The sequence below is a fragment of the Zoogloea sp. genome (assembly GCF_030157465.1).
GTDB lineage: Bacteria > Pseudomonadota > Gammaproteobacteria > Burkholderiales > Rhodocyclaceae > Zoogloea.
The window spans coordinates 19858-33612 of the sequence record NZ_JAOAUU010000036.1 but is presented as its reverse complement, the minus strand read 5'-3'; the positions used below and the strand labels follow the sequence as shown (position 1 = coordinate 33612).

The window sequence follows — 13755 nt, the reverse complement described above, 5'->3', positions numbered from 1 at the left end:
AGTCAGTAGCTCTCCGGCAGATCGGGCCCGTGGGCCAGGGGAAGCGGATTCTGCCTGTCGGACTTGGTACCTTCTTCGTTCTTCCCTCTTAACTGACCAATCTCGCGATGTTGGCGATACAGGGTGGCGAGCGTTGCCGTCACACCGATGAGAACCCCCACCACAACGAACAACAGGATCACCAGCACAAGCGGCACATGCCACTGCGCGCCAAAGAAGAAACGCAGAACGACAACGTCGTCATTCTTGACGGCGAATCCGAACAGCAGCAGGAAGAGGAAGAGTCGGAAGACCCAGATGAGTGCGCGCATTCTGAAATTATCCCCGACACGGACAAAAAAAAGAAGGCGGCTTGCGCCGCCTTCGTGATCGAGCTGAAAGACTCCGGATGACTCCGGCCCATGAACTGAGACGGGGATCACCCCATCATGTCCACGCGCTCCCGCAACTCCTTGCCCGCCTTGAAATGCGGAACATATTTTTCCGGAACCTGCACCTTTTCGCCGGACTTGGGATTTCGCCCAACCCGGGGCGGGCGGTAATTCAAGGCAAAGCTGCCAAAGCCGCGGATCTCGATACGATCACCCCGCGACAGGGCGTCGGTCATCGCATCGAGAATCATCTTGACCGCGAATTCGGCGTCCTTCGCGACCAGCTGGGGAAACCGCTCCGCCAGCCGGGCGATGAGCTCCGACTTGGTCATGCCCGAGCCGCTTACTTCTGCTCGTTCAGCTTGGCCTTCAGCAGCGCACCGAGGTTGGTGGTGCCGCTGGCAGCGGAAGAGCTGTCAGACGCCAGCTTGGTCATCGCTTCATTCTGCTCGACCTGATCCTTGGCACGGATCGACAGATTGATGCCGCGGGTCTTGCGATCCACGTTGACGATCAGGGCTTCGACTTCTTCACCGACCTTCAACAGCAGGGAGAGATCATCGACGCGATCGCGGGAGAACTCGGAAGCGCGCAGGTAGCCTTCGACATCGTTGTTCAGGCCGATCACGGCGCCACGGGCATCCACGGTCTTCACGGTGCCGTTGACAAGGGTGTTCTTGTCGTGGGTAGCGATGAAGTTGGTGAAGGGATCGCCATCGAGTTGCTTGATGCCGAGGGAGATACGCTCCTTCTCGACGTCGATGTTCAGCACAACGGCTTCGACTTCGTCACCCTTCTTGTACTGGCGGACGGCTTCTTCGCCGGTCAGCGACCAGGACAGGTCAGACAGATGCACCAGACCGTCGATACCACCTTCCAGACCGATGAAGACGCCAAAGTCGGTCAGGGACTTGATCTGACCACGGACCTTGTCACCCTTCTTGTGGTTGATGGCGAAATCGTCCCACGGGTTGGACATGCACTGCTTCATGCCCAAGGAGATGCGGCGGCGGTCTTCGTCGATTTCGAGAATCATCACTTCGACTTCGTCGCCCAGCTGGACAACCTTGGTCGGGTGGATGTTCTTGTTGGTCCAGTCCATTTCGGAAACGTGGACCAGGCCTTCGATGCCCTGCTCGACTTCAACGAATGCGCCGTAGTCGGTAATGTTGGTCACCTTGCCGAACAGGCGGGTGCCCTGCGGGTAACGACGGGAGATGCCCACCCACGGATCTTCGCCCAGCTGCTTGAGGCCGAGGGAGACGCGGTTCTTCTCTTGATCGAACTTGAGCACTTTGGCTTCGAGTTCATCGCCAACCGACAGCACTTCCGACGGGTGACGCACGCGACGCCAGGCCAGGTCGGTGATGTGCAGCAGGCCGTCGATGCCGCCGAGGTCCACGAATGCGCCGTAGTCGGTGATGTTCTTGACGATACCCTTGACGACAGTGCCTTCCTTGAGGGTTTCGAGGAGCTTCTGACGCTCTTCACCCATGGAAGCTTCGAGCACTGCACGACGGGACACGACCACGTTGTTGCGCTTGCGGTCGAGCTTGATGACGCGGAATTCGAATTCCTTGCCTTCGAACGGGGTGGTGTCCTTGACCGGACGCATATCCACCAGCGAACCCGGCAGGAAGGCACGGATGCCGTTAACCATGACCGTCAGGCCACCCTTGACCTTGCCGGTGATCATGCCCTTGACGAGGATCGCGTCGTTCAGCGCCTTGTCGAGGTCGTTCCAGGCGGCGATGCGCTTGGCCTTGTCGCGGGACAGGCGGGTTTCGCCGTAGCCGTCTTCGAGCTGCTCGATGGCAACCTGAACGTAGTCGCCGATATCGACGGTCAGCTCGCCGCGATCGCCGCGAAACTCTTCGAGGGGGATATAGCTCTCGGACTTGAGGCCGGCGTTAACGACGACGAAGTTTTGGTCAATCCGCACGACTTCGGCGGTGATCACCTCACCGGCACGCATCTCCTGACGACTGAGGGATTCCTCAAACAGGGCGGCAAAACTTTCCTCGAAGGAAACAGGGGTGGCAGTGGACATATGGAAAAAAGAACCTTACAACCGTCGCGAAACGGCTCCTGGTTGAAAAACCTTCCGCACCCGGGCGGGCTGCGGAAGAGGTTATTTTACGAAGGCGGCTGCCTGCCCGATGACGAAATCGACCGCTTGCTGGATCGTCATTCCGGAGGTATCGAGTAGCGCCGCATCCTCGCGTTGCTTCAAAGGAGCGACTGCGCGCTGGGAATCCCGGGCATCGCGATCGCGTAAATCCTTAAGAAGCTCATCCATGTTAGCAGCCATTCCTTTATCGATCAACTGCTTATAACGCCGTTCGGCACGTGCGTCGACCGACGCGGTGAGGAATATCTTGACCGGCGTATCCGGGAAGATGACCGACCCCATGTCGCGCCCCTCGGCGACGAGGCCACGGCCTTGCCGATAGGCGCGCTGGCGCCAGAACAGCGCCTCCCGCACGGCCGGCAGCACAGCCACCCTGGAAGCGCCGACCGAGCATTCCTCGCTGCGGATTGCGTCGGTCACGTCCTCTTCACCCAGGAAAATCCGTTCGTCGTCGAAGCGTGCCGGCAGCGCAGCCGCGAGAGCCGCAAGACGTGCTTCATCATCGAGGGCAATACCCTGACGCAAACCGGCCAGCGCGACAAGGCGATACAGCGAGCCACTGTCAAGGTATTCGAAACCCAGGATTGCCGCGGCACGGGCGGCCACGGTTCCCTTCCCGGACGCAGAAGGGCCGTCGATCGCGACAACCGGCACCGGCGTCGTGATGCCGGCAAAAGTGGCGAAGTATTCGGGGAAGGTCTTGTTCACGCACTGCGGATCGTTGATGCGCACATATGGCCCGCCCAGCGTCACCAGCGAGAAGCACATCGCGACGCGGTGATCCTCATAGGTGTCGATCACCGCAGAATTCAGCCGCGCCGGCGGCGTCACCTTCAGGCTTTCGGGGAATTCCTCGACCATCGCACCGAGCTTTCGCAGCTCGGTCGCCATTGCGGCGATGCGGTCGGTTTCCTTGACGCGCCAGCTTCCGATGTTGCGCAGGGTGCTCGGACCATCGGCAAACAGCGCAGCCACGGCGAGGGTCATTGCTGCATCGGGAATGTGGTTGAGATCGAGATCGAAGGCCTTGAGCTTGCCGGATGCCGGCGCACGGGCTTCGATCCAGTCGTCGCCCCAGCTGATTTGTGCGCCCATCGTGGCCAGCGCATCGGCAAACTTGACGTCGCCCTGGATGCTCCGCCTGCCAGCCCCGACGACCCGCACCGGGCCTCCACCAAGGGCGCCGGCCGCTAGAAAGTAGCTGGCGGTAGACGCATCACCCTCGACGACGATGCGTCCTGGCGAAACGTAGCGCTGGCCTGGCTGCACAATGAAACGGCTCCAGCCTTCGCGCTGGACGATGACTCCGAAGCGCTCCATCAGGTTGAGGGTGATCTCGACGTAGGGACGGCTGATCAGCTCGCCCTCGACATCGATAACCAGCGCCTTGTCGCGGGCCACCAGCGGCGCAGCCTGGAGGAGCCCGGTCAGGAACTGGCTGGAGACGCTGCCCCGCACGCTGACCCGCTCGGCACCGAGCAGCGCCGGCTTGAGCGCCAGCGGCGGATAGCCTTCCTGGCCAAGCCACTCGACCGACGCGCCAAGCTGCTTGAGGCCGTCGACAAGATCACCGATTGGCCGCTCATGCATCCGCGGCACACCGGAGAGCGTTACCTTCGCAGCCGGATCGTCGCAGCCGGACAGGCTGGCCACGATGGCTGGCACCAGCGTGCGGATGCTGAGGCCCGAGTTGCCGACAAAGATGTCTGCCACGAGCTGCGGAAAACGCCCGCCGCAACCGGAAACACGCAGCGCATCGCCCTCCTCCGTGACCTTGACGCCGAGCGCAGCGATTGCGTTTTTCATCACGCGGGTATCGTCGGACTCGAGCAGTGCTTCGACAAGCGTGTCGCCGTCGGCGAGGGCGGCCAGCAGCAGCACGCGGTTGGAAATGCTCTTGGAGCCAGGCAGGCGCACCGTCCCGGCGGCCTTCCGCATCGGCGTCAGATCGATGAATTCCATGAAAATTCCTTGTTTCAGAGACGGCAATGAAATGCCGGCGCGCAGACCTTGCTGCACACCGCGCAGGTGTTCAGGACGGCTACTCGCCCGAGGGTGAGGCCGGGAAGGCCTTGTCGGCCCAGGTGTTGCGTGCCCGGCTGGCCTCATCGAAAACGGCTTCGAGGGCCGGACCATCGCCCTCAACGAGAAGCGCCCGCAAATAGGCCAGTTCGGACAGATAGGCGTCCAGTTCGGCAAGCAGGGAATGCCGGTTGGCGACACAGATGTCGCGCCACATTTCGGGGTGGCTGCCGGCGACCCGGGTGAAATCACGAAAGCCGCTCGCCGCGTAGCTGAAAAGCTGTTCGGCGTTGGCGCGCCCGGCGAGATCATGGACCAGGCCAAAAGCCAGCAGGTGTGGCAAATGGCTTACCGCGGCAAACACCCGGTCGTGCTCCTGCGGGCTCATTTCGTGAAGCACTGCCCCACAGGCCGCCCACACTTCACGCACCCTGGCGACGGAGGCCGGATCGTTTTCGGGAAGTGGCGTGATCACCACCTTGCGGCTCTGGTAAAGATCGGCACGGGCGGCTGTCGGCCCGCTTTTCTCGGCGCCGGCAATCGGATGCGCCGGCACGACATTCGCAAGCTGTGCGCCAAAGTGACGGTAAACCGCTTCAATCACGTCGCGCTTGGTGCTGCCCGCATCGGTAACGATGGTGTCCGGGCCGAGATGGGGAGCGATCGCTGCCGCCACCGCATCCATCTGACCGACCGGCATGGCGAGAAGAACAAGCTCGGCACCGTCGAGGGCGCCAGCCCAGTCGGTGGAAACCTCGTCGATCACGCCGAGTTGCAGGGCTGCATCCAGGGGCTCCGGACGGCGGCCGACGCCCACGATGCGATTGACCAATCCGGCCCGGCGCAGGGCAAGGGCGAAGGAGCCGCCGATCAGGCCGACACCGCAGACAACCAGCTTGTCGATCTTCTTCACGCCCGGCTCCGCTCAGGTCAAGGCATCGGGAAGGGCTTCGAGGAAGCGAGCGTTCTCGCTTTCGAGGCCGATCGAAACTCGCAGCCACTCGGGCATGCCGTATGCGGCGATGGGGCGCACGATGACGCCCTGCCGCAGCAGGCGCAGATTGACGTCGGCACCATCGCCCACCTTGAAGGTGACGAAATTGCCCGCGGACGGAATCCAGTCGAGACCGAGACGCCGGAAGCCTTCGGTCAGCTGCACCATGCCGTCACGGTTGAGTTCGTAGCTGCGCTGCAAGAACTCGTCGTCGAACAGGGCCGCAGCAGCAGCCGCCAGGCCCACGCTGCACACGTTGAACGGCTGACGCACCCGGTTCAGCAGGTCGATGACTTCCGGGCTGCCCAGGCCGTAACCCACCCGCAGGCCGGCAAGGCCATAGGCCTTCGAGAAGGTGCGACTGACCAGCAAATTGGGGAAACGCGTGATCCAGGCAACGGCGTCGTAGCGCTGGTCCGGCGCCAGGTATTCGGTATAGGCCTCGTCGAGGACGACCAGCACGTGCTCCGGCACGCGGGCCAGGAAGGCTTCGAGTGCGTGGCCAGGCACGAAGGTGCCGGTCGGGTTGTTCGGGTTGGCGATAAAAACGACGCGGGTGGCGGGGGTGATCGCCGCCAGCATGGCGTCTAGATCATGGCCGAAATTCTTTGCCGGCACTTCGATGCCACGGGCACCCGCGGCCTGGGTTGCCAGAGGGTAAACGGCGAAAGCGTGCTGCGCGAACACAGCCTCGCGCTCGGGCCCGAGCAAGGCACCGGCAACCATTTCCAGAATGTCGTTGGAGCCGTTGCCGAGCACGATCTGGTTGAGCTCGACGCCATAGCGGCGACGCAGTGCATCCTTCAGCTCGAAACCGTTGCCATCCGGGTAGCGGGCGATGTCGGCCAGCGCCGCGTACATCGCGGCACGGGTTTTTTCGCCGACGCCGAGCGGATTTTCATTGGAAGCCAGCTTGACGATGGACTCTTCCGCCAGCCCCATTTCGCGGGCCAGTTCGGAAATCGGCTTGCCGGGCTGGTAGGGAGAAATCGCCCGGATGTGGGCAGGTGCCAGATCACACAAACGCATTGATGACTCCTGGGGACAATCAGTAAACAGCCTGGGGGTAGGAACCCAGGACTTTCAGGAAGGCGGCGCGAGAGGCCAGCGCATCAAGAGCTGCCTTTACGGCCGGGTCGTCCCGGTGGCCCTCGACGTCCACGTAAAAAACGTATTCCCAGAGAGCCGCGCGAGCCGGGCGGGACTCCAGGCGGTTCATCGACACGCCGGCGTCGGCAAAGGGCGCCAGCAATTCGTGCACTGCGCCCGGGCGGTTGGAAGCCGACATGATCAGCGAGGTCTTGTCGACGCCCGAACGGCCCGCATCGTGGCGGGCGATGACGACGAAGCGGGTCGTGTTGTTGGGCTCGTCTTCGATGCTTTCGACGAGGCGCGGCAGGTCGTAACGCTCTGAGGCGGCCTCGCCAGCGATCGCCGCGGTTCCGGGCTCGATGGACGCCAGCCGGGCGGCCTCGGCGTTGCTGCCGACGGAAATCCGTGCCACGCCGGGCAGCGAGCGGTTGAGCCACTCGTGGCACTGGGCCAGGGACTGGGCGTGGGAATAAACCCGGGTAATGCCCGCAAGACTGGTTTCGCGGGTCATCAGGTGCTGATGGATGCGCAGCACGACTTCACCGCAGATCTTGAGCGGCGAACCGAAGAGCAGATCCAGCGTGCGGCCAACGGCGCCTTCGGTGGAGTTCTCGACCGGAACAACGCCGTATTGGGCATGGCCGGCCTCAACCTCGCGAAAGACGTCGTCGATCGAGCCCTGCGGCGCGAGGCGCGCGGCATGACCGAAATGCTTGACCGCCGCGCTCTCGGAAAAAGTCCCGAGGGGGCCGAGGAAGGCTACGCCCAACGGGTTTTCCAGCGACAGGCACGCCGACATCACTTCACGGAAGAAGAACGTGACGCTTTCGTCTGGCAGCGGGCCCGCGTTCAGGCTCTGGACCCGGCGCAGCACCTGGGCCTCGCGCTCGGGACGATAAACCTGCCCTGCCTCGCCGTAGCGGGCCTTGATTTCACCCACGTGCTGGGCACATTTGGCCCGCTCATTGAGCAGCGCCAGCATCTGTGCATCGATGGCGTCGATCTCGTCGCGGACCACGCCCAGTTCCTGCAGCATCCCCTCGTTCATGCCTTCTCCTGAAATTGCGACGCTCACGCCTTGCGCGCAGCGAAATCCTGCATCAGCTCGACCAGCGCAGCCACACCTTCCAGCGACATGGCGTTGTAGATCGACGCACGCATGCCGCCCACCGACTTGTGACCCTTGAGGCCGGCCAGCCGACGCGCTGCAGCCTCGGCCAGGAAGTCTGCATCCAGCGCCGGGTTTTCCAGCGTGAAGGGCACGTTCATGCGCGAGCGACAGCCCTGCTCCACCGGATTGCGGTAGAAGCCGCCACTGCTCTCGATGGCGTCGTAGAGCAGCGTGGCCTTGGCGATATTGGCCGCTTCGACCGCCGCCAGGCCACCTTGGGCCTTGAGGTGCTTGAAGACCAGCCCGGCCAGATAGATTCCGAAGGTGGGCGGGGTATTGAGCATCGAGCCGTGCTCGGCCATGACGCTGAAATCCATCACCGAGGGCGTACTCGGCAAGGCCTTGCCCAGCAGGTCTTCACGCACGATCACGATGACGAGCCCTGCCGGACCGATGTTCTTCTGGGCACCGGCGTAGATCAGGCCATAGCGCGAAACATCCATCGGGCGCGACAGGACGTGGGAACTCATGTCGGCGACCAGCGGCACGCCTGCCGGCACGTCCGGCAGGTCGAACATCTCGACACCGTGGATGGTTTCGTTGGTGCAGATGTGCGCGTAGGCAGCCTGCGGGTCGAATTGCAGTTCGCCGGCGGCGGGCACGCAGGTGAACTTGCCGGACTCCGTCGTGCCGGCCAGGCGAACGCCGCCGATGCGCTGCGCTTCCTTGTAGGCCTTTTTCGACCACGAACCCGTGACGACATAATCGGCCGAGCGACCGGCCAGCAGGTTCATCGGGATCTGCGCGAACTGCTGCGTCGCCCCGCCCTGCAGGAAGAGCACCTTGTAATTCGACGGGATGCCCATCAGATCACGCAGATCGGCTTCCGCCTCCTCGATGACCCCGGTGAAATCCTTGCCCCGGTGGCTCATCTCCATGATGCTCATGCCGCAACCGTGCCAGTCGAGCAGTTCATCGCGGGCCTGTTCCAGCACTGCGGTGGGCAACACGGCCGGACCGGCCGAGAAATTGAAAATGCGCATTGTCTAAATCCTTCCTGCGTCAATCCGTTCAGACTTCGGGCTGAGTGCCTTCGTCACTCGCCTCGTCGTGGCCGGCATCCTGCTCGTCCTCTTCACCTTCCAGAATCTTCTGCACGCCGGACAGCACGCTGCCCTCGTCCACCGAGATCAGCGTGACGCCCTGCGTTGCACGGCCCATCTCGCGAATCTCGGAAACCCGGGTACGCACCAGCACGCCGCCCGTGGTGATCAGCATGATCTGGTCTTTCTCGGTGACCAGCGTGGCGGCGACCACCTTGCCGTTGCGATCCGATGTCTGGATCGCGATCATGCCCTTGGTGCCGCGGCCGTGGCGGGTGTATTCGGCAATCGGCGTGCGCTTGCCGAAGCCGTTCTGGGTCGCGGTGAGGACGCTCTGCTCCTCGTCGCTGGCCACCAGCATGGCGATGACGGTCTGACCGTCCTCGAGCATCATGCCGCGCACGCCGCGGGCCTGACGGCCCATCGGACGCACGTCGTTCTCGCTGAAGCGCACGGCCTTGCCGGCGTCGGAGAACATCATCACGTCGTGCTGACCGTCGGTGATCGCAACGCCGACCAGGTAATCGCCATCATCGAGGCCGACGGCGATGATGCCGGCCTTGCGGGGATTGGAGAAATCAGTGAGCGGGGTCTTCTTGACCGTGCCCTGGGCCGTCGCCATGAAGACGAAATGGCCTTCGTCGAACTCCTTGACCGGCAGCACCGCGGTGATCTTCTCGCCTTCGAGCAGCGGGAAGAGATTGACGATCGGGCGGCCGCGGGAATTGCGGGTGCCTTCCGGCACTTCATACACCTTGAGCCAGTACAGCCGGCCGCGGTTCGAGAAGCACAGGATGTGATCGTGGGTGTTGGCCACGAAAAGCTGGTCGACGAAATCGTCATCCTTGACCGCAGCCGCCTGCTTGCCGCGGCCGCCGCGCTTCTGGGCACGGTAGTCGGTGAGCGGCTGGCGCTTGAAATAGCCGGTGTGGGACAGGGTTACAACCATGTCCTGCGGCGTGATCAGGTCTTCGATGTTGATATCGGCGGTGTTCATCACCACCTCGGAGCGCCGCGGGTCGCCAAACTGCTGCTTGATGAGCGCCAGTTCGTCACCAATGATTGCGGTGATGCGCTCGGGGCGGGCGAGGATGTCGAGCAGGTCGGCGATCACGTCCATCACCTCGCGGTACTCGGCGACGATCTTGTCCTGCTCGAGGCCGGTAAGGCGCTGCAGGCGCAGTTCGAGAATGGCCTGGGCCTGGGCGTCGGAAAGACGATAGCCCTGTGCCGACAAGCCGAATTCCGGCGCCAGCCCGTCCGGGCGGTAGCTGTCGGCCACCGCACGTGAAAGCATTTCCTCGACCAGCGCCGAGCGCCACTGGCGGGCCATCAGGCCACGCTTGGCTTCCGGCGGCGTCGGAGCGGCCTTGATGAGAGCGATGATCTCGTCCACATTGGACAGCGCAACCGCCAGGCCTTCGAGGATGTGGCCACGCTCGCGGGCCTTGCGCAGTTCGAAGACGGTGCGGCGGGTGACGACCTCACGCCGGTGGGCGAGGAAGCAATCGAGCATCTGGCGCAGGTTGAGGAGGCGCGGCCGGCCGTCCACCAGCGCCACCATGTTCATGCCGAAGGTGTCCTGAAGCTGCGTTTGCTTGAACAGGTTGTTCAACACAACATCGGGCATTTCGTTGCGCTTGAGCTCGAGCACCATGCGCATGCCGGATTTGTCCGACTCGTCGCGGATGTCGCTGATGCCCTCGATTTTCTTTTCGTTGACCAGCTCGGCGATCTTCTCGATCAGCGTCTTCTTGTTAACCTGGTACGGCAGCTCATCGACGATGATCGCCTGGCGATCGCCCTTGCCGATGTCCTCGAAGTGGGTGCGCGCGCGCATCACCACCCGGCCACGGCCGGTGCGGTAGCCCTCCTGGACGCCGGACAGGCCATAGATCAGCGCCGCAGTCGGGAAGTCTGGCGCCGGCACGATCTTGATCAGTTCGTCGATGGAAACATCCGGCTCCTGCAGCAGACGCAGGCAGGCGTCGACGACTTCGGTCAGGTTGTGGGGCGGGATGTTGGTCGCCATGCCCACCGCGATGCCGCCCGATCCATTGATCAGCAGGTTCGGGATGCGTGCCGGCAGAACCAGCGGTTCCTTCTCGGAGCCGTCGTAGTTGGGCCCGAAATCGACGGTTTCCTTCTCGATATCGGCCAGCAGCTCATGGCCGATCTTGGCCATGCGGATTTCGGTATAACGCATGGCGGCCGCGCTATCGCCGTCCACCGAACCGAAGTTGCCCTGGCCATCCACCAGCATGTAGCGCAGGGAAAAATCCTGGGCCATGCGCACGATGGTGTCATACACGGACTGGTCGCCGTGGGGGTGGTACTTACCGATAACGTCACCGACGATACGGGCAGACTTCTTGTAAGCCTTGTTCCAGTCGTTGCCCAGCTCGTGCATCGCAAAAAGCACGCGCCGGTGCACCGGCTTGAGGCCGTCACGCACATCCGGCAGGGCCCGCCCGACGATCACGCTCATGGCGTAATCCAGGTAGGCGTGGCGCATCTCGTCTTCGAGGCTGATGGGTATGGTTTCTTTGGCGAACGGGATCATGGCACCGCGAGGAATCGACTATTCGTCGAAAAGACGAAAAGGAGCGAGTTTAGCACGCCGCCGATACCCGATTTCGGCTTGCATCACCCCGGAAACTCACGCTGCACTGCCAGCATGCGTTGTGATCAGCGGTCGTCGTGTGATTTAATCGCGCCGCACGACCGATTACGAGACGGGCGCCGGAAACGCGCCATTTCATAGAGGAAGATCTTCATGAACACCGCCAAATTCCGCCTGACCGCCGCTGCCCTGCTGATGCTTGCCAGCGTCGGCGCAACGGCCCAATCCAAGGACATCGTCGTCGACCCGAAAGGCGACGTCCCCTATGTGATCGACCAACGCAACACCGTCGTCAAGAGCGGTGCCGACCTTTGCTGGCGCACCGGCACCTGGACCCCGGGCGCCGCCACCGACACCAAGGCCGGTGAAGTGCCGGTCGCCTGCGAATGCGACAAGGATGTCGTCGGCGCCGACAAGTGCGCCCCAGCCTCCGCGCGCGCCGTTGCCGCAGCCCCGGCTGCAGCCCCCGCCCCCGCGGCAGCTGCCAGCAAATGTGATTTCAGCGTTACCCTGGCTGCCGACAGCACCTTCGCCTTCAACAAGGCCGTGCTCACCAAGTCTGCCAGAGCCAACCTCGACAACGCCGTGATCGGCAAGCTCGGCACCTGTGCCGCAGTGACCTCGGTGATCATCACCGGCCACACCGATCGCCTCGGCTCCCAGTCGTACAACCAGAAACTCTCCGAAAAGCGCGCAAGCGCCGTCCAATCCTACCTGACCGGCAAGGGCGTGAAGGCTGACGTGATCGACACCATGGGTGCCGGCAAGACCCAGCCGATCAAGAGCTGTGACGACAAGCTCGGCCGCAAGGCACTGATCGAATGCCTCGCCCCGAACCGACGCGTCACCGTAGACGTCAAGGGCCCGGCCAGGTAATACGCTGGCCATACACCCGCACACGCCTCCAGAACCCCGCCGCAAGCGGGGTTTTTTCTGCCTCCGACGAGAAACACCATGATGCCCACACCGGTCGATCTGCTCATCGAAGCGCGCTGGATCATTCCGGTCGAGCCGGACGACACCACGCTGGAACATCACGCGATCGCCGTAGAGCGCGGAAAAATCGTGGCCATCCTGCCACTCGCGGACGCCCGCGCGCGCTTCACGGCCGCAAAAACGGTAAGCCTGCCCGAACACATCCTCATTCCCGGCCTAATCAACCTGCACTGCCACGCCGCCATGACACTGATGCGCGGCCTCGCTGACGATCTGCCCCTGATGCGCTGGCTCCAGGAAGCCATCTGGCCCACCGAGGCCCGCCACGCATCCCACGCCTTCGTACGTGACGGCAGTTTGCTGGCCGGCGCCGAAATGCTGCGTGGCGGCATCACCACCTGCAACGACATGTACTTCTTCCCGGAGGCCACTGCAGAAGCCTTCGACCGCCTGGGCCTCCGCGCGGTGCTCGGAATGACAGTCCTTGAATTCCCGTCGCAATACGCCGCTGACGCCGACGATTACCTGCGCAAAGGCCTCGCCACCCACGACGCCTGGCGCGACCACCCGCTTATTCGCTTCGCCCTCGCGCCTCACGCGCCCTACACGGTCTCGAACACAAGCTTCGAACGCATTGGCGCCCTCGCCGACGAACTCGAACTGCCAATCCACATCCACCTTCACGAAACCGCCGGCGAGATCGCCGACAGCCTGCGGGATTTCGGCCAGCGCCCGATCACCCGCATGGAGAGCCTCGGCATCCTCGGTCCGAATCTGATCGGCGTTCACGCCGTCCACCTCACACCGGAAGACATGGAGCGCCTCGCCCTGCACCAGTGCGCCATCGCCCACTGCCCCACTTCCAACATGAAACTCGCCAGCGGCGCGGCGCCCAGCACCCGGCTTCTCGACCACGGACTGGCGGTCGGCCTCGGCAGCGACGGCGCCGCCAGCAACAACCGGCTCGACCTCTTCCGCGAAATGCATCAAGCCAGCCTGCTCGCAAAACTCTCTACCGGCGACGCTTCGGCCCTGCCCGCCCGCCAGGCGCTGCGCATGGCCACCCTCAACGGTGCCCGCGCCCTTGGCCTCGACAAGGAAATCGGTTCCCTCCTGCCCGGCAAGGCGGCCGACATCTGCGCCATCCGCATCAACGACCCCGATGAACTCCCCTGCTTCGACCCCGTCTCGCACGTGGTATACGTATTAGGCAGACATGCCGTATCGGACGTCTGGGTCGATGGACAGCAGCGCATGGAGCATGGGAAACTGTTGCAAATAACCAACACGGAGCTATTGGGCATTGCCCGCCTATGGCAAAATAGATTCCGCCAATGAATTGGATATGCTGCCTGAGTTCATAGTGTTCTCC

11 protein-coding genes are annotated in these 13755 nt (G+C 63.1%); 2 read left to right on the top strand and 9 right to left on the bottom strand.

The window, feature by feature from the left end:
* Window positions 1-2 precede the first annotated feature (2 nt).
* From Q1W26_RS04190 to gyrA, 9 genes are all read right to left on the bottom strand, one after another.
* Window positions 3-311, bottom strand: a complete 309-nt coding sequence (locus Q1W26_RS04190) for a lipopolysaccharide assembly protein LapA domain-containing protein (RefSeq protein WP_300436276.1) — start codon at window positions 309-311, stop codon at window positions 3-5.
* 107 nt (window positions 312-418) lie between these two features.
* Window positions 419-703 carry an integration host factor subunit beta gene (locus Q1W26_RS04185; protein ID WP_079434022.1) on the bottom strand — a complete coding sequence of 95 codons (285 nt, stop codon included), beginning with the start codon at window positions 701-703 and terminating at the stop codon, window positions 419-421.
* 11 nt (window positions 704-714) lie between these two features.
* Window positions 715-2421: a 30S ribosomal protein S1 gene (gene rpsA, locus Q1W26_RS04180; protein ID WP_300436274.1), complete on the bottom strand. Its 1707-nt coding sequence runs from the start codon at window positions 2419-2421 to the stop codon at window positions 715-717.
* Window positions 2422-2502: 81 nt separating this feature from the next.
* Window positions 2503-4464: a bifunctional 3-phosphoshikimate 1-carboxyvinyltransferase/cytidylate kinase gene (locus Q1W26_RS04175; RefSeq protein ID WP_300436271.1), complete on the bottom strand. Its 1962-nt coding sequence runs from the start codon at window positions 4462-4464 to the stop codon at window positions 2503-2505.
* 79 nt (window positions 4465-4543) lie between these two features.
* Entirely contained in the window at window positions 4544-5437 is an 894-nt protein-coding gene (locus Q1W26_RS04170; RefSeq protein WP_300436269.1) for a prephenate dehydrogenase/arogenate dehydrogenase family protein, read from the bottom strand.
* Window positions 5438-5449: 12 nt separating this feature from the next.
* The gene (hisC, locus tag Q1W26_RS04165) at window positions 5450-6547 is read right to left on the bottom strand and encodes a histidinol-phosphate transaminase (protein ID WP_300436267.1); all 1098 of its coding nucleotides are present in this window, start codon (window positions 6545-6547) and stop codon (window positions 5450-5452) included.
* A 19-nt stretch (window positions 6548-6566) separates the two neighbouring features.
* Window positions 6567-7658 (bottom strand): prephenate dehydratase, encoded by a 1092-nt coding sequence (gene pheA, locus Q1W26_RS04160; RefSeq protein ID WP_366143633.1) that lies wholly within the window; start codon window positions 7656-7658, stop codon window positions 6567-6569.
* Window positions 7659-7681: 23 nt separating this feature from the next.
* Window positions 7682-8764 (bottom strand): 3-phosphoserine/phosphohydroxythreonine transaminase, encoded by a 1083-nt coding sequence (gene serC, locus Q1W26_RS04155; protein WP_300436265.1) that lies wholly within the window; start codon window positions 8762-8764, stop codon window positions 7682-7684.
* 28 nt (window positions 8765-8792) lie between these two features.
* Window positions 8793-11387 carry a DNA gyrase subunit A gene (gyrA, locus tag Q1W26_RS04150; protein ID WP_300436262.1) on the bottom strand — a complete coding sequence of 865 codons (2595 nt, stop codon included), beginning with the start codon at window positions 11385-11387 and terminating at the stop codon, window positions 8793-8795.
* A gap of 213 nt (window positions 11388-11600) precedes the next feature.
* Here gyrA and Q1W26_RS04145 point away from each other — a divergent pair, with 213 nt between their 5' ends.
* Together Q1W26_RS04145 and Q1W26_RS04140 are read left to right on the top strand one after the other, a co-directional pair.
* A complete protein-coding gene (locus Q1W26_RS04145; RefSeq protein WP_300436260.1) occupies window positions 11601-12323 on the top strand; it encodes an OmpA family protein in 723 nt (240 codons plus the stop codon).
* An 81-nt stretch (window positions 12324-12404) separates the two neighbouring features.
* Complete coding sequence (locus Q1W26_RS04140) at window positions 12405-13721, top strand: TRZ/ATZ family hydrolase (RefSeq protein WP_300436328.1); 1317 nt, start codon at window positions 12405-12407, stop codon at window positions 13719-13721.
* Window positions 13722-13755 lie beyond the last annotated feature (34 nt).